Genomic DNA, 26,125 nt, shown 5'->3' with positions numbered 1-26,125 from the left:
ACAAGACATTAAGCCTGTTCAGCCTTCGCCTTTTCAATGACTTCGTCAATGGTTCCTACATTGAAAAATGCATTTTCCGGATATTCATCCATTTCACCGTCAACAATCATCTTAAATCCTCTGATTGTTTCCTTTAACGGTACATATTTACCCTTTACACCGGTAAAGTTTTCGGCTACGAAGAACGGCTGTGAAAGGAACTTCTGAACCTTTCTTGCCCTGTAAACTGTCAGCTTATCTTCATCTGAAAGTTCTTCCATACCGAGGATTGCAATGATATCCTGTAATTCCTTGTACTTCTGTAAGATTTCCTGCACACGTCTTGCAGTCTGATAGTGTTCTTCACCGACTACATCCGCTTCAAGAATTCTTGATGAAGATTCAAGCGGGTCAACTGCCGGGTAGATACCCTGTTCTACAATCTTACGTGAAAGAACGGTTGTAGCATCCAGATGGGCAAACGTTGTTGCCGGGGCCGGGTCGGTTAAGTCATCGGCAGGCACATAGACAGCCTGTACAGATGTAACAGAACCGTTCTTTGTAGAAGCGATACGCTCCTGTAATTCACCGACATCGGTAGCCAGTGTCGGCTGATAACCTACGGCTGAAGGCATACGTCCAAGCAGTGCGGAAACTTCTGAACCTGCCTGTACAAAACGGAAAATATTATCAATAAATAACAATACGTTCTGGTGCTTTTCATCACGGAAATATTCAGCCATGGTAAGACCTGTTTCCGCAACTCTCATTCTTGCTCCAGGCGGCTCATTCATCTGTCCGAACACCAGTGCGGTCTTTTCAAGTACACCCGATTCTTTCATTTCAGACCATAAATCGTTACCTTCTCTTGAACGTTCACCAACACCGGTGAAAATGGAATATCCGCCATGCTCTGTTGCAATATTACGGATTAATTCCTGAATCAGTACGGTTTTACCGACACCGGCACCACCGAACAGACCGATTTTACCACCCTTTGCGTAAGGTGCTAATAAATCAATAACCTTGATACCGGTTTCAAGTACTTCGACAACCGGACTCTGGTCTTCAAATGTAGGCGGGTCTCTGTGAATGACCCAGTGATTTTCATTTTCAAGGCTTTCTCCGCCATCGATGGTTTCACCGACTACGTTGAACAGTCTTCCTAATGTCTTGTCGCCGACAGGCACTTTAATACCGGAGCCTGTAGCCACAACCTCCATATCCCTGCATAAACCTTCACTGGAGGAAAGCATGATACAACGCACGGTATTATTACCGATGTGCTGGGCAACCTCCATAATACACTTTTTACCATTATTATCTACTTCGAGTGCATCTTTGATATACGGGAGGTCGTTATTTTCAAATTCTACGTCCACGACAGGTCCCATGACCTGTACAATTTTACCTTTATTCATTGTATGAACTTCTCCTCTCCTAACGCTTTTTCTTTCTCTTCTGCGCCTTTGCACCGCTGACAACCTCTGTAATTTCCTGCGTAATCGCTGCCTGTCTTACCCGGTTGTACTGGATGGACAGGTCATTTAACATTGCACTGGCACTGTCTGTTGCAGACTGCATCGCAAGCATTCTCAAATTATGCTCACTTGCATAAGACTCAACCAGCGCACCATATACAAAGCCCTGAATATAAATCGGAATAATATTTTCCATCAGTGCTTCTGCTGACGGTACCATTGCGAGCTGTTCCATCTGTACACCAACCGGAACATTCTTGTTGAAATGTTCTTTTTCAAGCGGCAGCAGATGTCTTGTTTCTGTTTCCGTCTGTACACCGTTTAACATTTTAGTGTAAATGATAACAACTTCATCCAGTTCTTTATTCAGATATTCTTCCAGAATCTTTTCTGTAATATTACGCGCTCTGCTGACAGAAGGATTTTGCGCAGTGTAGTGAAACTGATGTGCAATTTCAAGTCCTTTTTTCTCAAAATAATGCCGTCCCATTTCACCGACTACAAACAGCTTGGCATGGCTGTTGTTTTTCAGACATTCTTCCACATCTTTAAAAATATTGTGGTTGTATGAACCTGCAAGACCTTTATCCGCCGTTACAACAATGTAGCCGACTTTCCGGTCTTCCGGCTTAATTTCCGGACGCTGGTTAAAAAACTCGCTTTTCATATCCGGAACATGTCTTAAAATTCGTCCGATTGCCATCTGCATAGAGTAAAAGTACGGCTCTGTTTCATCCAGACTTGCCTTTGCCTTTTTCAGCTTAGAGGAGGATATCATATACATAGCATTGGTAATTTTCATTGTATCCTGGATACTTTTCATCCGATCCAGAATTTCCCTTGCATTCGCCATGTCCTCACCTCTCCTTATGATGCTTTGTAGCTTGCCTTAAATGCATTTGCCGCATCAAGAATCTGCTGTGTCAGTTCATCTGTCAGAACCTTATCGCGTTCAATTGTTTCCATAATTGCGGTCTGTCTGGTATTAAAATGCTCTAACAAATCCATCTGGAACTGCTTAATCTTACTCTTTTCAATATCCATCATGACTTTATGGGTCGCACAGCATAAGGATACAACCTGTTCTGACTGGCTGAGCGGTCTGTATAACGGCTGCTTTAACATTTCCATCAAGGAATTACCATACTGTAACTGCTCCTTTGTTGCCGCATCAAGGTCTGAGCTGAACTGTGTGAACACTTCCATTTCCCTGAACTGCGCCAAGTCAATACGGATACTTCCGGACGCCTTTTTCATTGCCTTTGTCTGTGCCGCACCACCTACACGGGATACGGAAAGACCGACATTGACCGCCGGACGCATACCTGAGAAGAACAAATTACTCTCAAGGAAAATCTGTCCGTCTGTAATTGAAATAACATTCGTCGGAATGTATGCAGATACATCGCCTGCCTGTGTTTCAATAATCGGAAGTGCCGTAATCGAACCACCGCCGAGTGCATCGCTTAAACGGCTGGAACGCTCGAGCAGTCTTGAATGTAAATAGAATACATCACCCGGATAAGCTTCACGTCCCGGAGAACGCTCAAGTAACAAGGATAATGCTCTGTATGCAACCGCATGCTTTGATAAATCATCATAAACAATCAATACATCCTTGCCCTTGTGCATAAAGTATTCTGCAAGCGCCGTACCGGAATACGGTGCAATATACTGTAACGGAGCCGGGTCACTGGCTGTTGCGGAAAGTACAATAGAATAATCCATCGCATCATATTTCTTTAATGTATTTACAATCTTTGCAACGGTAGAAGCCTTCTGACCGATTGCAACATAGATACAGATAACGTCCTTGCCCTTCTGATTTAAAATGGTATCAATGGCAATGGCTGTCTTACCGGTCTGTCTGTCACCGATAATTAACTCTCTTTGTCCGCGTCCGATTGGGAACATAGAGTCAATGGCAAGAATACCGGTTTCCATTGGCTCGCTGACAGACTTTCTGTCTACGATACCCGGGGCATCTTGTTCGATTGGGCGGTACTCTGTGCTTTCAATTTCACCCTGTCCGTCAATCGGTGCACCTAACGCATCAATGATTCTTCCCACAAATGCATCACCTACCGGAATACCGGCTTTCTTTCCGGTTCTTACAACACGTGTGCCTTCACGGATACCGGTGTCTTTACCAAAAAGAATACATCCGATTTCGGTTCTCTTGATATCCTGAACCATACCCTTTACGCCGTTGTCAAATACCACGATTTCACCGTACATAGCATGTTCAATGCCGTAAACGGTTGCGATACCGTCACCGACCCATATTACAGTTCCTGTTTCTTTATCTGTCGCTTCACTATCGAAATTTTCGATTTCACTCTTTAAAATCGAGATAATTTCCTCTGAACTAATGGAACTCAAAATATCACCTCTTTACTAATTTCTGTTTCATTCTTGTTAATTTTCCTGCTACGCTTTCATCAATCCGGATGCCGCCTGCTTCAATCACAAAACCTGCGAGCAGTTCCGGTTCATGGATATATTCAAAAACCACTTTATTTTTATGAAAACGCTTTGACAGATAAGCTGTCAATCCCTCAACCTGCTTTTCCTGTGGTTTTTCCACATAGAACAACTTTGCACGCAGAACATTTTCCTGTTCGTCTGCATAATCGCGGTATGCCTGGAAAATTTCATCAATGAGTGAAACACTCTGATTTCTGCACAGTACCTTGAAAAATGCGCGCATGCTTTCTGGAAAGAGTCTGTCAATTACCACATACTTTTCATGCAGTGTTACAACCGGACTTGCAAGGCTTTCATAAAGCGCATCTGCTGCTTCAAACAATTCCTTACTGTACCGGATATCTTCCTTTGAAACGCCCAATTGATATAAAACAATTGCATAATTAATTGATATCTGTGTCATGGGCATCACCTGCTTTATTTAAAAATTCGTCATACAGTTTCGCATTGTCAAGACTGCCTGCCTGCTCACCAATGACTTTCGCCGCTGTATCAATTGCAAGACCAGCAATCTGTGATTCCAGCCCGCGCAATGTTTTTTCACGCTGCGACACTACCGTCTTCTCTGCATTTTCTATAATCTTACCAGCCTGACTGTTTGCATCGGATACAATCCGGTCATATTCGGTTTTTGCTGTTGTCTTAGCTTCCTGAATAATGTTATCAGCATCGGCATTTGCCGTTTTTAAGGTATCCTCATACTGACTTTTTAATTCATTTGCATTTTTTTCAGCAGCTGCCGCGTTTGCAAACTGTTCTTCTATCATGGCTTTTCTCTTTTCCATAACGGCTACAACCGGACCGAAAAGGAATTTCTTCATTAAAAGATATAAAACCAGCAGATTGATGATTGTAAAAACAAGATTGATATCTACTCTTAACATCTTGTATAACCTCACCTTTCCTTTAGTTTATGTATTACTTTAACAGGATAATGATCAAAAGACCGATTACGAAACCATATACGGCTGTTGCTTCGGCAAGAGCGGCACCAATTAACAAAGTACTTCTGATTTTCTTATCTGCTTCCGGCTGTCTTGCAATCGCATCTACTGCCTTACCTGTTGCATGACCGATACCAAGACCTGCACCGATACCTGTAATAACTGCTACACCTGCTCCAATTGCTAATAATGCTGACATAATTTTAATCTCCTTTTTTCTTCATTCATTTTTAAATTTTTCAATTTTTAAGCTTCTTCCACAGCTTCTTCAATATACATGCCCGTTAAGAAAACAAATACATAGGCCTGTATTAAACCGTCAAAAATATCAAAGTAACAGCTGAATACCACCGGCACAAAAAGCGGCACTACTATTTTTAACAGTTCCATAATAACAAATGCTCCTAGCACATTACCGAAAAGTCGCATACATAAAGACAACGGTTTGATGAATAATTCCATCACATTGATGGGAGCAATAATCGGGGACGGCTCTACAAAGCTCTTTACCCAGCCTTTCACACCCTTTGCATGAATTCCTGAATACTCAACAAGAATAATGCTCATAACTGCCAGTGCTGCAGTAACGTTTAATGCTTTCGTAGGCGGTTTGAAACCAAACAACCCGATTAAATTGGCAATTCCGATATAGATTGCCACTGTGGAAAGATAGGGAATATATCTGCGCCCCTTCTCTCCCACAATCTCTTCAAAGAAATTGTAAAGTCCTGAAACGGCTGTTTCCAACATCAGCTGTTTCTTTCCGGGATTTTCCACTTTTAAGTTTCTGACTAAGCACAGGCATAAAACAACCAGTACCGCCATGATAATCCATGTGACTACCACTGCTTCGGAAACACCAATCCCGCCAAATACCGGAATGGTAAAGACTGTTTCGCAGTTCAATTCCTCTAAAAGACTGTTCACTAAATCGTCCGTAATATCACTTCCTTTCCAGCACCCTTTTATAATAGGTAGGTTTGCTTTATTTTTCTATAAATCATTATATTCCCTATTGTCAATTTTTCAATTTAAAAAGATGTTTTTTTTGTGTTCGGAAAAATAGGATAAAAAATCCATAAAGCATTTGCCGTTTCTTTCCTTTTTTGTATAATTTTTAACATACATTTTATGCATCAAAGTGAAATTTTTGTGTTTTGATTTTGATACATTGCCTTTTTTATGCAAAATGCACAAAAACGTCACATTTTGAAAATTTCACAAAAAGATTGTTTTTGTGCATCCTGTATATTATATGTGTATTGTGCAATACATTTTTTATATGTTATGTTGTTTTACGCTCAGTTTAGATTTTGTTAATAAATTTTATAATTGTAATATTTTTTCCAGCAGATATACTCTGTTAAACGGAAATGAGAAGTAATATCCGTCCACAAAATCCGCAGTCTGTGTCATAACTTCCCTTGCGATTTCAATGCCGACAGCTTCTCCTTCTTCCTTTGTAGCATTTTCCGGATACCGTGCAATAATCTGCTCATCGACTTCAATACCGGTCATTTCATTTTTCATAAAGACGGCATTTCTTCTGCTGACAAACGGCATAACGCCGCATAAAATCCGCGCTCCGGTTTCTTCTTTAATCTGTCTTAAAAGGTTTACGCCTTTTTCGGTAAATACCGGCTGGGTGAAAAAGAAGTCCGCACCCATTTCCATTTTTTTACGGATACGGTCAATTTCAACGTTTAAGTTGCGGCGGTTCTGGTTAATCGCACCACCGAACACCACCGGGGAATCCGCAAACTGTTCGGTATTCATATCATGAATGATATTCATTAATCCAATTGAATTAAAATTAAATACAGCTTTTACGGTTTGTCTGGCTACCGCCGGAACCGGATCTCCTGTTACCACGAGAAAATTATTGATACCATTGATATGTGCGCCTAAAAGCTGGGAGCGCATGGCTATGGCATTTTTATCGCGGCAGCATAAATGCGGCATGACACACATACCCGTTTCTTTAGATACCTTTTCCGCCATCAGAATCGAGTCCACACGCGTTCTTCCAGAAGGCGAATCCGGGAAAGTCAGCACATCAACATCGCTCTTTCTTAACGCGTGTGCGGCTTCCATCAGCTTTTTATCGTCACTGCCAAGCGGCGGTGCAAGCTCGACGGCAATGAGTTTCTTTCCCGTTCTCTCTTTCTTCCTATAAAAAGCGTTGTTCTGTACCGGCTTTTCATTTTCGCAGATTTTCTGTTCTGCCCTGCGTGCCGTTTTCATCATACCGGCTGTTTTGGCACTCAGTCGGCGGATATGCTCCGGTGTCGTACCACAGCAGCCGCCAGCAATATCTGCACGTACCTGCATAATATCGCAGACACGTTCTGCAAAATAACTGCCGTTATCAGCAGAGAATACCATACGGTTGCTGATATTGTGGGGATAACCGGCATTGGGCAGTGCCGTGATATATTTATCTGTCCGGAATTTTATATTCTGGAATAAGGTCGCCATATGCCCCGGTCCGATACCACAGTTTAAGCCATAAGCATCTGCAGGGCTTTTCTGCGCTTCTTCAAACAGGCGGTGCATACTCAGCCCTGCACTGCTGTAGCCATACTGGCTGACTGCAAACTGTACAATCACAAAAAGCGGTGTTTCTTCCTTTATATAACGGATTACCGGAAGAATCGTTTCCAGCTCTGAAAAGGTTTCAAATACAACGGCATCCACTCCACTCTCCACAAATAATTTTGCTAAGAAAAGATAGTGTTTTTCGGCGGCTTCCGTATCAAATGCAGCTTCTGCCGGTACCGGTCCGATGTCACCCGCCACATATGCCTTTCCGTCTGCGGCTTCTTTTGCAAGACGGCATGCACTTTTTACATTTTCTGCAAGAAGTCCCTGCCCACAGTTTAATAAGTCCGGATGTGCCGCAAAGGTATTGGTACGGATCAGCTTTGCTCCGGCAGATACGTATTCCTCATGGATTTCCCGTACCCGTTCCGGCGCAGACAGATTAGCAAGCTCCGGCAGCTCTTTGGTATTATATTTTTCTGCATAGTACGTGCCAAACGCACCATCACAGATTAAATAATTTTCTTTTAAATATTCTGAAATTGGTTTCATTTCTTTCTCCGTTCCTCTGTATTTTACTGCATTTTTATGCACAATTATATTTATCATACCATACCTGCCGGTATTTGTGAACTACACAACTACAGTCCTTGATTCTGTATTTTCTGCCGCTTTTGTGTGCGGCTTGCATATATGTCTGCCGGATGCTATCATAAAGGCATTGCAAATGACAATAAAAATGGAGTGCGAAACGATGAGTATTTATTTAAAACCGATTCTGACAGCCTGCTATGTCTTCCCGGTACTGGCTGCCCTGTTTACCCTGCCTTATATTATCCGGCAGTACCATAAGTACGGTTCAATTCTGGTACTGCGTACCGGGATTGTATACACATTTATTTTTTATATGATGACTTCTTATTTTATGACGATTCTGCCGCTTCCGGCAATTGACTCGGTTACTCCGGAAAGTGCCACGATGCTTCTGACACCGTTTGATGCTGTGCGGCGATGGCTGGACGGGTGTTCTTTTGTCCTTACTGACTTCTCAACCTATAAGGATACATTTACGAACCCCGACTTTTTACAGATTGTCTTTAATATCCTGTTACTGCTGCCGTTTGGCGTATATCTGCGGTATTACTTTAACCGCAGATGGTATCAGGTTTTACTGCTTTCTTTTTTATACAGCCTGTTTTTTGAATGTACACAGTTAAGCGGTCTTTACGGCATTTATCCCTATCCGTACCGCTTCTTTGAAGTAGACGACTTAATCTGCAATACCTTAGGCGGCATGATTGGCTTCTGGATAACACCCGCACTTTTGTTTTTCCTGCCAAGCCGCAAAAGGCTTGACGAAACGGCGTACAGACGCGGCAGTGAGGTTTCGTCCTTCCGCCGCCTGTTTGGTCTGCTTGCCGATTACGCAATCATTTTAGGCGTATATTTTTGTGTATGGAAATTTACTGATGTTTTACAGTCTTTTTCCCATTCCATACAGCTGTTTTTAATTCCGCTTTTTGCGTTCTGCTACTTTACAGTCTGTGCCATTTTATTTCACGGAACAACCTTTGGTAAATTTTTAGTCAGTATCCGTCTTGAACGCACCGGAAAGAAAAACACGAAAAAGCACGCTGCGGCACATGTACCGGTTTTACTGCTGTTACTGCGGGAAGGAATTTTACATCTTCTGCTGATTCCGTCCCCGTACTACATTTTGCTGATGTATTCCGCACTGTCCGCCGGACCTTCCAAAAGAACAGAAATGCTTTTAGTGTGTGGTGCTTCATCTCTGATTGCATTCGTCATCTTTTTTATTTTTAATTTTTGTTACTGCTTTATCGGCAAAAACCGGGATTTATTTTACGACAGACTGTGCCGGATCCACGTTACCAGCTCCACGTCCGGTACAACACAAACGTCCCAAAGCAGCTTATAAAAAACTAACTGCCCCGGGACGAAAAATCATCTGCAATGCAGATATCCTATTGTCCATATCGGATAAAGCAAAAACCGGAAAGGCTTTCTGCCCTCACATTTATATATACGAGGGAAGTGCCTTTCCGGTTTCTATTTTTTAATTTTTATATACGGTTTTTCCTTCTTTTATCGTTTCAAGTACCACAATGTCTTTAATACATTTTTTATCGGCCTTGAGCGGATTGGCATCTAAAATCACCATATCTGCCATTTTTCCTGCTTCTAATGTGCCTTTTTGATCTTCCTCCTTATACGCATAAGCAGCATTGATTGTCACTGCCTGTAAGGCTTCATAGACATTAATGCACTGTTCCTGACCGATTGGCTGACCCTTTCTTGTCACACGGTTGACGGCGCACCATACAGAATGAAGCATATCCGGCTTTGTAACCGGTGTATCCTGATGAAAGTTATAAATCAGACCGCGCTCTAAGGCGGATTTTACCGGACTGATTCTTGCACCGCGCACCGCGCCTAAGTTCTTTAAATGAATATCGCCCCAGTAATACGTATGTCCTATAAATATAGAAGGAATCATTTTTAGCTGCGCCATGCGGTCAAGCTGGTCATCCCTTACGGTCTGGCAGTGTATCATGACCGGACGGTAATCGCCGTCTGCCGTACCCGTTTCTTTTAGTGCCGCCTGATAACTCTGTATAAACTGTTCCGATGCCGCATCGCCGTTACAGTGTGCAAGAATCTGGTACCCACCGCGTACTGCATCCTTTGCCGCTTTTGTAACATAGGCATCGTTATGGGTCGGATAACCACAGTAGTTTTCCTCCCCTTCATACGGTTTACTAAGCCATGCAGATTTGCCCTGTGGCGAACCGTCTAAAATCACTTTAACACCGCCGATTTTAACACGGTTTTTATATTTTCCGTTGTAATCCGCATATTCTTTGACCGTCTTTTCATAATCTTCCTTTAAAATGTATGCCACAACGTCCAGTTCCAAACCGCCCGATGCTGCAAATGCCGTCAACCCCTGCATGGTCTGTGCCATTGCCGCACCTTCCTGAACGGTTGTAATACCATATTTTAAATAAAGCTGCTGGGCTTCTTTCATCTGCTCTGCCATATCCATTTTCATGCGCGGCATGGCTGCGGCAAGCACCTGCATCAGTGCAGGTGTTTCCTCTACATAGCCATCCGGTTCTCCGCTTTTATTCCTGCCGAATCTTCCGCCCTCCGGGTCTTTGGTTTCTGTCGTAATTCCCGCAAGCTTTAGCAGCGCCGAATTGGCAGTTCCCATATGACCGGAGGCGTGGGAAATGTAGATTGGCACGGTTTTGGATACTTTGTCCAAAACCGTCTTATCCGGGTGTTTCTGCTCCGCAAGAAAATTATGGTCGTAACCGGTTGCAAAAATCATACCGTTTTCGTCAATCTGATTTTTTTCCAGATAGTTTTTCAATGCCGTGACAATATCCTCAAAGCTTTCCGTATCCGACAAATCACACATCTTTATGCTCTGTGCCGTCTGTACAAAGTGACTGTGTGCATCAATAAAGGCAGGCATAAGCGTATGACCCTTTAAATCCCGCTCCTGTGCCTCATTTCCGTAAAGCGCCCGCGCCTGTTTTAATGTACCGGTATACAGAATTTTTTTATCTTCCGTGACAAGTGCTTCACAGGAATCCTTTGCCCCCGTCATCGTAATAATATCACCGTCATAATAAATCGTTTTCATGCCTGCCTCCTTTATCAGCACATCAGTGTAATTTTTTACACTAATCGTCTTTACTCTGTGATGAAATCGTATAGGACTCCTCTACCGGCAGGACAAAGATTCGTCCATCGCCGGAGTTGCCGGATTCACCGGTCTGTGCCGTATCCATGATAATATCAATAATTTCATTTTTATCGTCATCATCACATACAATCATCAGCATATTTTTAGACATTTCATCATAAACCAGTTCGCCTACCTGAATTCCATGCTGTTTACCGCGTCCTGCAACACTCCACTTGGTCGATGCGCCGTATCCGGCATCGGCAAGCGCTTTATTAACTTCATAAACCTTTTCTGGTCTTACAATCGCATATATCATCTTCATATCATTTTCCTCCAGTTCCCTGTAAACTTTAATTCCAACTGTTATGAATCATTGATTCAACTGCCGCCGTATCGGTTACATCTACCGTATCATGCAGATACCCGCGTAAGAACGGAATCTCTTCGCCACTTTCCGCGCCATCTGAAATTCTGCCTTTTGCTACGGTAAAGGTCGGCTTTCTTAATACACCAAACACCTTTAACAAAATGATATAAATAAATATTGTCAGGAACATACCGCCGCACGCTATCGGAAGCGAAATCATTTTAAGCCCCGCAAATGTGATAAACAGCATGGTTGGTGTTGAAAAAATCATTGCCATATTCATCATACCCAGTTCCGCACCGGTTGATGTCTGTAACTTCGGGTCAACCATACGGAGCAGTGATACACCGCTTGGTGTTGTACCGGTGCTTGTACCGAATACACCCAGCACCCGCTCGAAATCGTGGTCACTGCCAAGACGTTCTCCAAAGAACAGGCAGATGAAAAACGTAACAATACCGCTTGCAACACTAGCAAGTAAAATCGGAACAATCCAGTTTCCGATGATGCCTACCTGAATTGCCATAAAAGCACATACAACCAAATAATCAGAAAGAAATCCTGTAATTCTGCTCTGGAATGCATTGTTAATCAGATATTCAATGTTTAACTTTCTCATCACAGCTTTTACAATATAGGCTGCAAACATGCCCCACATAAACAGCATGGCACTAAACGTTGAACCAAGCGCCGGAATGAAGTTTACCAGCTTTGCAAGAACGAGTGCAAGCAGGTAGCAGACACCCATAATGGCAAAATGGGCAGCCGCTGTTTCAATATTGGCACTGTGGAAAGTCGATTTACCAAGTGGCTCTCTTTGTTCCTCCGGTACAAAATATCCCCGTTCAACAGCTTCATTAATCTTACTTTTATTTCTTGCAAGCCCTTTCTTTAATCCGTATCTTGCAAACGGTACTCCGATTAAAAATGCAGAGAGGAAACCAAAGATTGCATAAGTTAATGCTACCATTTCTGCCTTGTCAAATCCATAGGTATATTCAAAAAGTCTGCCGTAGGTAGATGCCTGTCCCGGTCCCTGACAGAATGCAAACGGAACTAAAATGCCATACATCGAATCCATATGAAATGCTTTTCCTGTAATGGATACGATTAAAATACCGACAAGCGGCTGGAGTGCATACAAAATACACCAAATGAGTGCCATACCGATTGCACCTCGTACCGGACCGCTGCTTTTCTTCTTTTTGCCGTCTTCTGTTTTTTTATTCTTTTTCTTTTTACTGCCTGTCAGTCCGATAGAAATAAAGGACATCACAAAAAATACATCTACAATATTACTGAAATCCGTTACACTTACACCGCCGACCGGATATTTTGACAGTACCAGATTCATCAGGATAAATCCTAAGATACCGCCGATAACACTGACCGGCATCAGCATATGCTGAAAGAATTTCACTTTTGCGCGGATTGCCATGCCGATACACAGCATCACGCTTGCCAGTCCAAACGCAACAACAACACTATACATAGGTGTCACCTCTTTTCTCTTGCACTGTCCTTATGCCAGTTTATGATACATTTCGCTTAACATTTCATCAGTAATTTCAACCGGATTGTTGTAAAGGTTTGGATGTCTGCTGATTCGTACCAGCTCTGAAATCTGTTCCTCTGTTAAATGCAAATCCTTTAAATCATTGCGCAGTCCCATCTTTGCCTTTAATTCATGGATGGCATCTGCCATTTCCTCTGTATCCTTAAATCCCAATTTTCTTGCAAATTCATCAATTCTTGCACCGTCTGCACCCTTTGCATTGATTCTTGCAAAGTAATCCAGTGTCATGCCGCAGGCTTCTCCGTGCGGAATGTGGTGGATATTAGTCAGCGGAAATGAGCAGGCATGGGAAGAGGTTGTCTTTGGCAGGGTAAATGCAAGTCCTGCAATTAATGAGGCTTCACACATTTTCTCTCTTGCTTCCTCGTCTGCCGGGTCTAAATATGCCTTATACAGATACTGGAATACCAGTTCTGCCGCATGAAGGGCACACGCATCACAGATTGGCTGGTGTCCCTTGCTCCAAAAGCCCTCTAATGCATGGGATAACACATCAATTCCTGTTCCTGCCGTAACCTTCGGCGGCATGGTGTATGTTAATTCCGGGTCGATAATCGCATAGCTTGGGAAAAATCCGTCCGATACAATCGGGGATTTCTTTCCATTTGCGTGATCTGTCAGTACAGATACGCATGTTACTTCACTGCCCGTTCCTGCTGTTGTCGGCACTGCAATTAACGGCAGATGTTCCTGTGGCATGGCAACACCTGTTCCATGGTATTTTCTAATAGAATCGTCCGTTAATGCAATACTTGCTGCTGCCTTTGCACAGTCCATGGAACTGCCGCCGCCAAGTGCTACAACAAAGCCGATTTCCTTTTCACGGATAATTGCCGCACAGGCATCAACCTCTGTAACATCCGGGTTTGGGGATAAATCCCCGAAGGAAGCGATAATCGCTCCTTCGCTTTCCTTTACAATGCGCTCTGCCAGACCGTTTGTAAAGAAGAATGGGTCTGCAACCAGTAAGCCGTTTTTAATTCCCATTTCCTTTGCTAAATCTTTTACTTCGGACACTCTGCCCTTGCCGAACCGGATTTTAACCGGCTGTAAATAATCCCAATTCATATTAACCTCGATTCCGCCGTATAATTTACAGCTTTTTATTAATCACAAAACTTTTCATCTGCCATTGTTAATACTTCATCCAGAATTGGAAGGTATTCTTCTAATTCTTCCTTTGTAATAATCAGCGGCGGGCATACTTCGATGAAATTCTCACGTCCGAAGGTTGCAAATCCTCTTTTCTTTAACTCTGCGAAAATCCAAGGCATTGCTGTTCCCGGAACACCATACTCCTGTAACGGTTCTCTTGTTTCCTTATTCTTAACCATTTCGAGCGCGCCGAATAATCCGATACATCTTGCTTCACCGACACACTTATGCTTTTCTACCATCTTCTGCATAAACGGTGCAACGATTTCATGCATTTCGGCTACATGCTGTTCAATGTTGTGTTCCTTGTAATAAGTCAGTGCTGCAACACCGGCGGCACAGGCAAGTGTATGTCCTGAATAAGTAAGACCACACTGTAATACATTTTCTTCAAAATAATTTGCAACCTTTTTATTTACAATAACGCCGCCGAGCTGTACATAGCCGCAGGTAACACCTTTTGCAAATGTAATCATATCCGGTACGAAATCGAAATTCTGCCATGCAAACCACTTACCGGTTCTAAAGAAGCCTGCCATAACCTCATCGCAAATCATTAAAATGCCATACTTGTCACAAAGCTTTCTGACACCTTCCATATAACCCTTTGGTGGTAAAATTACACCATTTGCACCAACAATGGATTCCATCAGGATTGCAGCTACGTTCTGTGGACCTTCATATCTTAACTGCAAATCCAGATCTGCAAGCGCTTTCTTTGTAACGGCTTCATCATCAACACCGTATGTATAACCGTCTCTGTACATCTGCGGATTCATGAATTTTACAAATCCGTTTGCACCGCCGATTTCTGCGGCAAATCTTCTCCAGTCACCGGAAGCATTGGAAGCACCGAGTGTTGCGCCATGATAGCTTCTATAGCATGAGAATACTTTTGTTCTTCCTGTTACCATACGTGCCATTTTAATTGCATTTTCATTTGATTCGGCACCGCCGTTTGTAAAGAATACTCTCTTAAAATGATCTGCTCCGGCAGCTTCAACTAACATCTTTGCAAGCTTGCTCTTTGGCTCTGAAGCATACGCCGGTGCCATAAAGCACATCTTATCTGCCTGTTCCTTAATTGCTTCAACAATTTCCGGAAGTTCATGTCCAAGATTTGAGCAGACTAAAAGGGAAGCCATATCTGCATATTTCTTTCCATCATAATCCCAGAAATAAATTCCCTTTGCCTTTTCAACCGGTAATGCATCTACACCTGATTTTGACCATGACTGCATTACATAATCCTTGTGCATCTGTGCTACTTCTTTTCCTGTTAAATTTCCCATTTGTTTGTCCTCCTGAAAAAATAATTTCTGTTATGCAGAAAAAAACAACAAGGCGCCAGATTCTCCATTTGGAGTTTCTGACGCCTTTGTCATTTCTGTTATCTAACTGATGATTTTATTTTACATTTTTTACCGCCAAATACAATAGTTTAAAGCCTAAACCTTTTTGTGCTTTAGCACAAAGTCCGGATTTACTTTATTTATTTTGAAAACTTCCTTAATTTAGCGACCAACAGCCCCAGTGCCAGTTCATTGCGGACTGAAAACTTTGTAATATCCACATTTAAAAGGGCTTCAATTTTCTTGATTTTGTAATTGACTGTGTTCCGATGCACAAACAGCTCCTCTGCCGTATCCTGTACACTACCGTTGTGCTTCATATAACAGTCCAGTACTTCCACCAGATTACTGTTATTTAACGCATCATATTCATCCAGCGGCCGGATGGTATCCTGATAATATTCTTCAAAGCAGTCTGTATTTTCTATATTAAACAGCAGGCGGTTCACACCCATGGATGCATACGTTCTTGTCGTATCTTCCTCGTTTTCCATTTTTGACAAATCCACAATTTTTCTTGCAATCTGATAGCTTTTTGACAGACGGCGGAAACCCGCTGCGGTACTTCCAACACCAACAAATATAGATTCCGTGTTTTTCAATAACGGTACAATCTGTTCTTTGACAATCTCTGCAAATTCAGCTGCTTTTTCTTCCTTCATGTCACTATATACCATTAAAATTCTGTCATTTTCCGTAAATACAACAACATCATGTTTTTCCTGCTCCATCACGCGCGCCGCTTTCTGTGCAAAACGCTCCAGACGGTCTTTTAAAATTGGTGCATAAAATATTTCTTCCTTTTCATTTTCAAGCCGGTCGCAGATGTCCATCATCACAACCACGTAATTCCACTCAGCGAAGTAGCCTTTCTGCATGAGTGCCGATACGTATAGTTCTTCCTGCTTCGGCGCAAATATAGCATAACGGAATGCTGCCGACAACTGCATTGCGCGCTGCTGGGACTGCGTAATTGTAAAACAGATCATCCGCATCATATCTGCCATATGCACACTCCACGGCACTTCAAAAACCGGAAAATCGTGTGCATTGCCAAAATCAATAACCTCCTGCGGAATTTCAGCCACATAAGGTCCAATGTTTACTACCATTGCACTGGCATGATTTTTATAGACCCGATCCACCAGCGCAAGCAAAGACATTTTTTCACTGACACCGATTCCTGTTGTAAATGCAATTTCCCCACCGGACAAAAAATCGGCAATTTCTGTTGTATCTACCATATGCACCCATTCGACTGCATTGGTCAGACCGTTTTTTCCGGCGACCAGCTTAATATCTGCACAGCCCGCCTGCCGGATGGCTTCTTTTAAAACTACACTCATATCCTGCCCTCCTTTATTTATACAATCGCCATGACTCCTGACAGCAGTAATAAAATGTATGTCATTTTCATAAAAATTTCCTGTGGCAGCTTCTTTACCAGCTTTGTGCCAATCCATGTACCTGCAAAAACAGGAATAATTCCTGCTATTAACAAAAACCACACATGGCTGTTAAAATGTCCCGCCTGGAACTGGATTCCTGTAATGTAACAGCCAATCGTCAACCAGATTAACGCAATAGTTGCCCTGAATTCCTCCTTATCTTTTAATGCCCCCGCCGCATAAATGACAAGCAATGCCCCGCCGGATACAAACATTCCGTGAATAATACCCGCGGCAAAGATGACAAACAACATAAGTACAGCCGGAAGTCTGAACTGTTTTTTCACAAACAGCTTATCCAGCGCAATCACAATAATCATAATGCCGTAAAATGTCAGAAGCTGCTGCATCGGAAATACTTCAAATATTTTCATTCCCACAACCATACCGGCTGCCATCAGCACAAACATCTTAAAAAATTCCTTCCAGTTAATATGCCGGAATCCGGTAATTACAATCATCAGACTGGAAATCTGTGCAATTGCATTGAGCAGTGCCTTTGCTTCGTCCACACCGATTAATTTCATAGTCGGCGGCATGGAAATCAATGTCCCCGCAAAGCCTGTAATTGCCTGTAAAAGATTGGCACCAAATAAAATCAAAAGCACTAAAATTTCGTTTACGCCCATCGCTTTTCCTCCTTACAATGCAAAAAGGAGACAGCTGCTGCAATCTGCAACACGGCTGCCTCCTTTGGCAATTTTTTTATATTTTTATCATCTTCTGCAGGCTTGTGTTTCTGCCCAGCAGGACGACACATCAATTAATGTGTCATAAAGAACATAATCGCAAATAACGCGCCGACAACCCATGTGAACGGCTTAATTTCCTTTACTCTGCCTGTAAAAATACAGATAAATACATACGTAATCAGACCGAATGCAATACCGTAGCTGATATTATAGGCAAATGGCATCATCGCGATTGTCATAAATGACGGTACGGCTACTTCCGGCTTATGCCATTCAATATCTGCAACGCCACCCATCATCAATACGCCGACATAAATCAGTGCTGCTGATGTCGCACAAGTCGGAATCAGTACTGCAACTGGGCTTAAAAACATTGCAACGAAGAATAACACCCCTGTTGTAAATGCCGCAAGACCTGTTCTTGCACCTTCTGCAACACCGGCAGAGGATTCTACGAAGGTTGTAACCGTAGAAGTACCGCAGATAGCACCTGTTACTGTTGCAATCGCATCGGATAACATCGCCTTTTCAAAGTTCGGTACTTCGCCTTCTTCTGTGAGCATATTTCCTCTTGAACATGCACCGTAGAGTGTACCAAGTGTATCAAACATATCTACCATGCAGAAAGCAAGTGCTGTTGTAATCATCAGAATCACTAAATCTGCTGTAGAATGGGTTGCCAGATAGCCTGAAAAATCGAAGCCGTCTGTAAATACCTTTAAAAATGCCTGTGAACCCCAGTCACCGAATGCAGTAAACGGATTGAAGTTCATATTTGCCGCAAATCCTTTGTAAAATCCCGGAATGGTGCAGCCAAGGATATAATAAAGACCTGTTCCGCCGAGAATTCCCCATAAAACAGAACCCTTTACTTTTTTGTAAGATAATACGGCAATAATAATCAGCGCCGCAATTGTAACAAGCTTTGGCATAATTTCTGCCCAGGTTGCATTCCCGTTAAACAGGTTAAAGCTTGTCAGGTTGACACAGGTAGAGCTTGAAGAAACAATAATTCCCGCATCCTGTAATCCCAAAAATGCAATAAACAGACCGATACCGGCTGAAATTGCCATTCTGACACACTGTGGGATAGCATCAAATAACATCTTACGGACACCGGTCAGTGTCAGGATGATAAATACTACACCATCTAACAATACAAGAATCAGTGCATTTGCATAAGATAATCCGAATGTAAAGCAGACTGTGTACACAAAAAATGCATTCAGTCCCATACCGGATGCCAATCCTAAAGGAAGATTTGCGAGGAATGCAATTAAAAATGTACCGACAACGGCTGAAATTGCTGTTGCGATATAAATGGCATTATATGATACAACGCCAAGTTCTGAAAACATATTTGCATTAACCATGAGAATATACGCCATCGCCATGAAAGTTGTAATTCCGGCAAGCACTTCTGTTTTCACTGTCGAGCCATGCTCTTTGACCTTAAAAAATTTTTCCATGAGTCTTTCTCCTATTTTTTTCATTTATCCAAACACAGTCTGATTCTGTGCTGAATTCTTTGTATTCCCCAACTCCCTCAGACAGGCATTATAACACACTTTTTTCTTTATATCCACCCCATACCGCGCGAAACTGCATAAATCATATACAAAATATACGCACCAATCATGGCAATGCCCTCTTTCCGCTCTATTTTGTCACCTGTTGCGGCAAAAATATAAATAATAATACTCAGGCCGATTAAAATAACCGTGTCATACAACGACTCCGTTATCACCGGAATCGGATGAATAAAAGCTGACACGCCTAAAATCAGCAGAATATTAAAGATATTGGAACCGATAATATTACCTGCCGCCATACCGTTTTGTCCTTTTTTTGCCGCAACCACAGATGTGACCAGTTCAGGAAGTGATGTTCCCATGGCTACAATCGTAAGCCCCACCAGCGTTTCTGTCATATGACAGGCAAGTGCAATGGTTTTTGCACTGTTTACAACAAGCTGTCCGCCGATAATAATCGCAGCTGCACCACCAAGAATGTACACTGCGCACTTCCACGCCGGAAGTTCCGCAATTTCTTCATCCTCCACTTTATTTTTAAGCGCCATCAGAACCGTAAAGGCAAGATACGCAATAAACAGCAGAATCAAAATCACCGCATCCAATCTGCCAATTGTTCCTGAAAGCAGTATACCATCCGCAGTAAAGACCTTCTGCCCTGTAAATACATAATCTGCAATCATGACTGCCAGTATCACGGAAACAATAATTGAAAACGGAAAATCCCGCTTCATAATGCCCCTATCCACTGTCACCGGTGTAATCACGGCGCAGATTGCAAATATCAGCACCAGGTTAAAAATATCTGACCCGATAATGTTACTGATTGCGATTTCATTAGAACCCGCTATTGCCGCAGATACACTGACTGCCAGCTCCGGCGCACTCGTCCCCATTGCTACAATTGTAAGACCGATGACCACACCCGGAATTTTCAACTTCCCCGCAACGGCCGAACTGCCTTCCACAAAAAAGTCTGCCCCTTTTACAAGTGCGGCAAACCCGATTACCAGTAATACCAACTGTATAATAATTGTCATATTTCCCTCTTTTCTTTCAGCCTTTCGTTGACAAATAACCGGAACAGTGCATAACACACCGAACATATCGGAATAAAGGTCAGCATTCCCACGATACCAAACAAACTTCCGCCGACTGTTACTGCCATTAATACCCACATTCCCGGCAGTCCCACTGAGCTGCCGACTACATGCGGATATATGAGATTTCCTTCAATCTGCTGTAAAACGAAAAACATAATCACAAATATCACTGCCTTGACCGGATTTACCAGCCCTATCAGTATAATTCCCACAACACAACCGATAAAAGCACCTACAATCGGTATCAGCGCTGTAATGGCAATAACAATACCGATTAACAGCGCATACGGGAGACGGATAACCAGCATGGTTACACAGAACATCGTTCCAAGAATACACGCTTCCAGACACTGTCCTGACAAAAAGCTTGCAAATGTCGTATTGGCAAGCCGTACCACACGAAGTACTTTTTGGGCTGTTTTTTCTTTTGTAAATGCATACAGAATTTTCTTCGTCTGCCTTGCAAGTGTTTCTTTCTGAAACAAAACATAAATAGAAAAAATAAATCCAATAAAGAAATTCGTCACACCCGATACAATACTTGTCACTGCACCGATTCCGCCGCTGATAATTCCCTTTGTACCGGCAGTTACAAAATCCATTGCTGATTTTAACAGCGATTCCCAGTCAATCTGCACCGAAGCCAGCTGCTGTTCAATCTGCGGATAGGCTTTGGCCTGCTCCATCAAAAACTGCTGCACATTTTGAAACTGTCCCGGAATCAGCTTTACAATATCTGCAATTGTAGATACCAGCTGCGGAATCACAATAACCATAGCTGCTGCCAGAATTACAATAATTGCCAGTAATGTCAGGACATATGCACATGTTCTTCTAAGTGCCGCAAATTTTTCAGTCTGATACTGTTCTTTCTGAAAAAGATGCCGTTCAATCTGCTTCATTGGCACATTCATAATAAATGCAATGACCCCGCCGATTAAAAAAGGCATAAACAGTGTCAGAATCTTTGACATCACTGAAAAAATCAGCTGTAAATTCTGTAATGCCCAATATAGAATAATCAGCACTGCCCCAATTGTAATATACTTTTTAACTTCCTCGTTTTTTAAATTCCGATTCATTCTTTCCTCCTTTTTCTGCCTGCAATAAAGAAAAACGAGACTTTATTGCAACACAATCGTTACAATAAAAGTCTCACTTCCTACAACGTGCTCCGGAGAAATCTATTTTCCCGTACTGACGAAATCACGTTACATATACTGCCCGTATATGCAAGCTACTCCCTTTTATCTGTAAACATCATAACATAAAGAAAATCCGGCAGTCAACCTTAAATTTTTTAAGCCAGTGTGCTATACTGTGTATACATGCATTATTACAGAAGGAGTGATTTTGTGAATCCAACAGCTGAAAACGATTTTTCAACCGGAAGCATTCCCGCACACATGCTGCGTCTTGCGCTTCCTATGACACTGGCACAGTTAATCAATGTCTTATACAATATTATTGACCGTATTTTTATCGGAAGAATCCCCTTTGATTCTACCAATGCGCTCACCGGTCTCGGGGTTGCCTTTCCAATCTGTACGATTACCATTGCTTTTGCCAACCTTGTCGGCATGGGCGGCGCACCGCTTTTTTCCATTGAACGCGGGAAACGAAATGATGCCGAAGCCGAAAAAATCCTCGGTAACAGCTTTGTCCTTTTACTGTTGTTCGGCCTGTTTATTACAATAACGGGGCTGCTTTTGAAACGTCCGCTTTTATATCTGCTCGGCGCAAGCGAAGCCACCTTCCGTTATGCCGATTCATACATTACCATCTACCTGTGCGGTTCTGTTTTTGTAATGTTAAGCCTTGGCTTAAATTCATTTATTAATGCGCAGGGCTTTGCAAAAACCGGCATGCTGACCGTTTCCATTGGTGCGGTCTGCAACCTGCTGTTAGACCCTGTTTTTATCTTTTTACTGGGACTGGGTGTACAGGGTGCGGCTCTTGCAACTGTTATCTCACAGTTTATTGCCGCCTTGTGGACATTCACTTTTCTGACCGGGAAAAAGACGATGATACGGCTCTCTCCAAAACAATTTGCATTGGGCAGAAAACGTGTCTGCAAAATCCTTGCACTGGGGCTTTCCGGTTTTACCATGTCCATAACCAACAGTGCCGTCCAGATGGCGGGCAATGCCAGCCTGTCCATACACGGCGGGGACTTATACATCGCCGCCATGACCGTTATTAACTCCGTGCGCGAAGTGATTCAAATGCCGGTCAGCGGTATTTCCAACAGTGCCCAGCCGATTCTCAGCTTTAACTACGGTGCTGATAAAAACAGCCGGGTAAAGCAGACCATCCGCTATATGTCTGTGGCTTTGCTTATCTATACCGTAGCGGCATGGATTTTAACCATGATTTTTGCCAGACAATTTATCCTGCTTTTTGATTCGACACCGGAACTGCTCTCACTGGGTGCCTCCTGTATGCACATTTACTTTTTCGGATTTTTTATGATGTCCTTTCAATTTGCGGGGCAATCCGTTTTTACGGCACTTGGCAGATCCAAAAATGCCATTTTCTTTTCGCTTTTAAGAAAGGTAATTATTGTGATTCCGTTAATCTATCTGCTTCCGCTCACGCCACTTGGTGTAAAAGGCGTATTCTGGGCAGAACCGGTTTCCAATTTTTTCGGCGGAGCCGCCTGCTTTATCACTATGTATTTTACGGTTTATAAGAAGCTGTAAAATACACAGCTGTTCTTAGTTGTCCGCAACAATCCTGGCATGGCTTCCGCCGTCCGGTGTCTTGGTAACAACAATCTGCCGACCGATACGCTCCTTTAATTCGCCGACGTGGGAGATAATTCCCACAAGGCGGTTGCTCTCCGATAACCGCAGTAAAACATCAATCGCCTGTTCCAGTGAATTTTCATCCAATGAGCCAAACCCTTCATCAATAAACATTGTATCAATCTGGATACCACCCGTCTGCGACTGGATTTCATCGGATAATCCCAGTGCCATTGCAAGAGATGCCTTAAAGGACTCTCCACCCGATAAGGACTTGACACTACGGATACTGCCGTTATAGTGGTCAATCACGTTTAATTCCAGTCCGCTCTGCACTCTTAGATTATCTGCCGTCTTTGCGCGCACCAGTTCAAACTGTCCCGATGTCATCTGCATAAAGCGGGTATTGGCCCGGATAATAATACGGTCAAAAAATGCTGTCTGAACATATGTTTCAAGCATAATTCTGTCCTGACCGCTCAATGCACCGTTTGCCGTATTGCTGAGTGCCCGTACCCACTGATACTGCTTTTCTTTTTCGCTGCTCTTTGCCGCAATCTTTTTTACTGCACCTGCCGCCCGCTCATTGACCGCAATCCGCAAATCCAGTTCCTTCTTTTCGTTCTGATACTGCTTCTGACAGACTTCCTTTTCCTGCCGCAGGGTCAGTAATTCCCCGTACTTTTTCCCACTCTCATTACTTTCATTGTTTTCTTTATCTTCTTCACCGCTTTTTAGCTGTGTGGTTAAATCAAGCACCCTTCTCTGCTCTGCTTCGAGCTTGATTTTACAATCCTGATACTGCTGCCCTGCCTGCTTTGCCCGCTGTTGTATTTCCTCTTTCTGCCGGACTTTCTGCGCAATGCTTTGTCTTGCCGCTTCTGCATTTTCAAACTTTAAAGTCTGTTTTAATTCATCCGCCTGCTTTTTTAAAGCTTCACCTTCTGTCTTTAATACAGAAATACGGCTGGTACACTCTGCCACCTCTTCTTCCAGTTCTTTCTGGCGCTTTTCACACTCCGGTAACTGCCCGGAAATCTTCTGCTCTAATGCGACATCGGCTTCCAGTCTGGCTTTCTGCACCATCAGCTGCTGCTTCTCATCTGCCAGTGCTTCTGCTTCCTGCTGTGTCCGGTAACTCACCTGCTTTATCACGTCAATCATCTGTTCCTGTGATGCTTCTTCCGAATCTGATAAATGCGATAAATCTGATACATTTGACATATCTTGTACCCCGGCAACGATCGTTGGATGTGTATCACTTATCAATGCCGCATACTGCGCAAGCATTTCTTTATATGCGCTCTGTACCCGTCCTTTTGCAAGTCCTGCCTCTGAACTGAGTTCAGAACGTATTTTCGTCTTTTTGTCATAATCGTCTTTTTGACTTTTTAACTGCTGTTGTGTCGGCGCATTTTCATGAAGCACTGCTTTCTTTGGGTGGTGCAGTGAACCGCATACCGGGCAGGCTTCATCTTCACGCAGGTTCTGTGCCAGTATGCCCGCCTGCTCGTCAAAATAACGTTTTTCCATTTCCTCGTAAATGCTTCCCGCCTGTGCCAATTGCTCTGCCGCCATAATATACCGCTTCTGTATGCGGTACATTTCATTGACAAGATTTTTATTCTGTACAACCTTTTCCTGTAAGACTTCTGTTTTCCGACACTGCTGTTCATTTACGGCAATCTGTGCCGCTGTCCGCTCAAATGCCGCACTGCTGTCCTTTAATCCGCCAAGCTGCTGTTGATACTGCTCTCTTTGCAGTTTCATTTTCTGCGCTTCCTGCCTGCTTTTTTCCAGTAAATGTTCTTCCTTTTCAAGCTGCTGTTTTTTCTGTCCGGTTTCATTCAAAATAAATTCCAGCTTTTCATAGCCCGGAAGCGCGAACTGCTCCGCTTCAATTTGTGCAGTCAGGGTGTTGTTGTTTTCCTGCAGTTTTTCTGCCTGTTCGTATTCTATCTTTAACCGGCTTGCAAGCGTACCCAGTTCTGCCTTCTTCTGCTTTGCCTCTGCAAGTGCTTTTTCTACTACCTCCCGCTGCTGCTGTTTTCCAAGTGTTCTGTCAAGCTGTGTCATTTCCGCCGACAGGTCATCTGATTTTTGGACAACGGATTCCTGTATCTTTATATCTTCTGCCATAATATTTGCAATCAGTTCCAGACAGTAATCCGTATCCAGTATAACTTCTTCTTTTTGCAGATTTTCCAAAGAATCGGCATAAGCACTTTCTTTTTTACAGCGCACTTCTGCCAGATACTGCCGGATACTTTTTTCATCGTCTTTAATCGCGTTATAAAGTGTTCCGGCTTCCTTTTTTAACTGTTCCTGCAGCTGCAGATACGGTCTGGTATTAAATATTTCACGGAAAATCGCAGCGCGCTCCTTCGTTCCCGACAATAACAGCTTTAAAAAATCCCCCTGTGGAATCATCGCAATCTGCGTAAACTGCTCTTTGCGGATACCGAGCAGTTCTGTCATTTTCTCATTTACCGCACTGATCCCGCTGATAACACCGCCGTCCGGCATTGTAAGCTCTGCTTTGGCGGTTTCCTTCGTTTCTTTTCCCGCACCGCGTTTTGACGGACGCATATATTCAGGATTTCTGCAAATCACATACGTCTTTCCTTTTAATAAAAATGTCAGTTCGACGAATGTCGGTGTCGCGGCATCGGCATATTTACTGCGAAGCATTTCCGTCGTTCTGCTGCCGCCGCTTGCTTCTCCGTAGAGAGCATACGTAATGGCATCAAACAGTGTCGTCTTTCCTGCGCCGGTATCCCCGGTAATCAGATAAATGCCGCCGGTTCCAAGCTGTGTCATATCCAGTTGTGTTTTTTCGCTGTACGGTCCAAATGCGGACAGAATTAATTTTAACGGTCTCATACTACTCCTTATTCCTAAGCAACTTGTTACGAAGATGCGATGAGAAATTCGCGCAGGCGATCTCTCATCTGCCATTATAGATGTTTGCTTTCGTCCGGAAGCAAACATCCGTGTGAAAAA

General features: G+C 43.0%; 21 protein-coding genes. 2 read left to right on the top strand and 19 right to left on the bottom strand.

Going from position 1 to position 26,125, the window contains the following annotated elements; genetic code table 11:
- Positions 1 to 8: 8 nt before the first annotated feature.
- From atpD to LI288_RS10045, 8 genes are all read right to left on the bottom strand, one after another.
- A complete protein-coding gene (atpD, locus tag LI288_RS10080) occupies positions 9 to 1,400 on the bottom strand; it encodes a F0F1 ATP synthase subunit beta (RefSeq protein WP_022431312.1) in 1,392 nt (463 codons plus the stop codon).
- Between the two features lie 19 nt (positions 1,401 to 1,419).
- Positions 1,420 to 2,313, bottom strand: coding sequence for an ATP synthase F1 subunit gamma (gene atpG, locus LI288_RS10075; protein WP_227090298.1), 894 nt, complete (start codon positions 2,311 to 2,313; stop codon positions 1,420 to 1,422).
- Positions 2,314 to 2,327: 14 nt separating this feature from the next.
- Positions 2,328 to 3,842 carry a F0F1 ATP synthase subunit alpha gene (atpA, locus tag LI288_RS10070; RefSeq protein WP_022431314.1) on the bottom strand — a complete coding sequence of 505 codons (1,515 nt, stop codon included), beginning with the start codon at positions 3,840 to 3,842 and terminating at the stop codon, positions 2,328 to 2,330.
- Positions 3,843 to 3,846: 4 nt separating this feature from the next.
- Entirely contained in the window at positions 3,847 to 4,350 is a 504-nt protein-coding gene (gene atpH, locus LI288_RS10065) for an ATP synthase F1 subunit delta (RefSeq protein ID WP_022431315.1), read from the bottom strand.
- Entirely contained in the window at positions 4,331 to 4,831 is a 501-nt protein-coding gene (atpF, locus tag LI288_RS10060; protein WP_022431316.1) for a F0F1 ATP synthase subunit B, read from the bottom strand. The genes atpH and atpF overlap by 20 nt, the downstream gene beginning before the upstream one ends.
- A 34-nt stretch (positions 4,832 to 4,865) precedes the next feature.
- On the bottom strand, positions 4,866 to 5,090 hold the full coding sequence (atpE, locus tag LI288_RS10055; protein WP_022431317.1) for an ATP synthase F0 subunit C: 225 nt from the start codon (positions 5,088 to 5,090) through the stop codon (positions 4,866 to 4,868).
- Between the two features lie 47 nt (positions 5,091 to 5,137).
- Positions 5,138 to 5,818: a F0F1 ATP synthase subunit A gene (locus tag LI288_RS10050; protein ID WP_022431318.1), complete on the bottom strand. Its 681-nt coding sequence runs from the start codon at positions 5,816 to 5,818 to the stop codon at positions 5,138 to 5,140.
- Between the two features lie 399 nt (positions 5,819 to 6,217).
- Entirely contained in the window at positions 6,218 to 7,984 is a 1,767-nt protein-coding gene (locus LI288_RS10045) for a bifunctional homocysteine S-methyltransferase/methylenetetrahydrofolate reductase (RefSeq protein WP_227090297.1), read from the bottom strand.
- Positions 7,985 to 8,186: 202 nt separating this feature from the next.
- Here LI288_RS10045 and LI288_RS10040 point away from each other — a divergent pair, with 202 nt between their 5' ends.
- Positions 8,187 to 9,371, top strand: coding sequence for a VanZ family protein (locus LI288_RS10040; protein WP_227090296.1), 1,185 nt, complete (start codon positions 8,187 to 8,189; stop codon positions 9,369 to 9,371).
- 138 nt (positions 9,372 to 9,509) lie between these two features.
- Here LI288_RS10040 and LI288_RS10035 read toward each other — a convergent pair whose 3' ends face one another.
- From LI288_RS10035 to LI288_RS09990, 10 genes are all read right to left on the bottom strand, one after another.
- Positions 9,510 to 11,105 carry an amidohydrolase gene (locus tag LI288_RS10035; protein WP_227090295.1) on the bottom strand — a complete coding sequence of 532 codons (1,596 nt, stop codon included), beginning with the start codon at positions 11,103 to 11,105 and terminating at the stop codon, positions 9,510 to 9,512.
- A 40-nt stretch (positions 11,106 to 11,145) separates the two neighbouring features.
- Positions 11,146 to 11,472 (bottom strand): P-II family nitrogen regulator, encoded by a 327-nt coding sequence (locus tag LI288_RS10030; RefSeq protein ID WP_022431322.1) that lies wholly within the window; start codon positions 11,470 to 11,472, stop codon positions 11,146 to 11,148.
- A gap of 28 nt (positions 11,473 to 11,500) precedes the next feature.
- Positions 11,501 to 13,009 carry a sodium/glutamate symporter gene (locus LI288_RS10025; protein ID WP_022431323.1) on the bottom strand — a complete coding sequence of 503 codons (1,509 nt, stop codon included), beginning with the start codon at positions 13,007 to 13,009 and terminating at the stop codon, positions 11,501 to 11,503.
- A gap of 30 nt (positions 13,010 to 13,039) precedes the next feature.
- A complete protein-coding gene (locus LI288_RS10020; RefSeq protein ID WP_022431324.1) occupies positions 13,040 to 14,161 on the bottom strand; it encodes an iron-containing alcohol dehydrogenase family protein in 1,122 nt (373 codons plus the stop codon).
- A gap of 38 nt (positions 14,162 to 14,199) precedes the next feature.
- Positions 14,200 to 15,540 carry an aminotransferase class III-fold pyridoxal phosphate-dependent enzyme gene (locus tag LI288_RS10015; RefSeq protein ID WP_227090294.1) on the bottom strand — a complete coding sequence of 447 codons (1,341 nt, stop codon included), beginning with the start codon at positions 15,538 to 15,540 and terminating at the stop codon, positions 14,200 to 14,202.
- A gap of 200 nt (positions 15,541 to 15,740) precedes the next feature.
- The gene (locus LI288_RS10010) at positions 15,741 to 16,946 is read right to left on the bottom strand and encodes a PucR family transcriptional regulator (protein ID WP_227090293.1); all 1,206 of its coding nucleotides are present in this window, start codon (positions 16,944 to 16,946) and stop codon (positions 15,741 to 15,743) included.
- 17 nt (positions 16,947 to 16,963) lie between these two features.
- Positions 16,964 to 17,677: a sulfite exporter TauE/SafE family protein gene (locus LI288_RS10005; RefSeq protein WP_227090292.1), complete on the bottom strand. Its 714-nt coding sequence runs from the start codon at positions 17,675 to 17,677 to the stop codon at positions 16,964 to 16,966.
- A 134-nt stretch (positions 17,678 to 17,811) separates the two neighbouring features.
- A complete protein-coding gene (locus LI288_RS10000) occupies positions 17,812 to 19,209 on the bottom strand; it encodes an NCS2 family permease (protein ID WP_227090291.1) in 1,398 nt (465 codons plus the stop codon).
- A gap of 107 nt (positions 19,210 to 19,316) precedes the next feature.
- Positions 19,317 to 20,312: a calcium/sodium antiporter gene (locus tag LI288_RS09995; protein WP_022431329.1), complete on the bottom strand. Its 996-nt coding sequence runs from the start codon at positions 20,310 to 20,312 to the stop codon at positions 19,317 to 19,319.
- Positions 20,309 to 21,457: an AI-2E family transporter gene (locus LI288_RS09990; protein ID WP_227090290.1), complete on the bottom strand. Its 1,149-nt coding sequence runs from the start codon at positions 21,455 to 21,457 to the stop codon at positions 20,309 to 20,311. Before LI288_RS09990 ends, LI288_RS09995 begins: the two co-directional genes overlap by 4 nt.
- Positions 21,458 to 21,703: 246 nt before the next feature.
- Between LI288_RS09990 and LI288_RS09985 the strand changes: the two genes are divergently transcribed.
- A complete protein-coding gene (locus tag LI288_RS09985; protein ID WP_227090289.1) occupies positions 21,704 to 23,077 on the top strand; it encodes an MATE family efflux transporter in 1,374 nt (457 codons plus the stop codon).
- A gap of 15 nt (positions 23,078 to 23,092) precedes the next feature.
- Here LI288_RS09985 and LI288_RS09980 read toward each other — a convergent pair whose 3' ends face one another.
- Positions 23,093 to 26,005 carry an AAA family ATPase gene (locus LI288_RS09980; RefSeq protein WP_227090288.1) on the bottom strand — a complete coding sequence of 971 codons (2,913 nt, stop codon included), beginning with the start codon at positions 26,003 to 26,005 and terminating at the stop codon, positions 23,093 to 23,095.
- Between the last annotated feature and the right edge of the window lie 120 nt (positions 26,006 to 26,125).

The sequence above is a fragment of the Lachnospira pectinoschiza genome (assembly GCF_020564355.1).
GTDB lineage: Bacteria > Bacillota > Clostridia > Lachnospirales > Lachnospiraceae > Lachnospira > Lachnospira intestinalis.
This window is presented reverse-complemented; position numbering and strand designations above follow the sequence as displayed.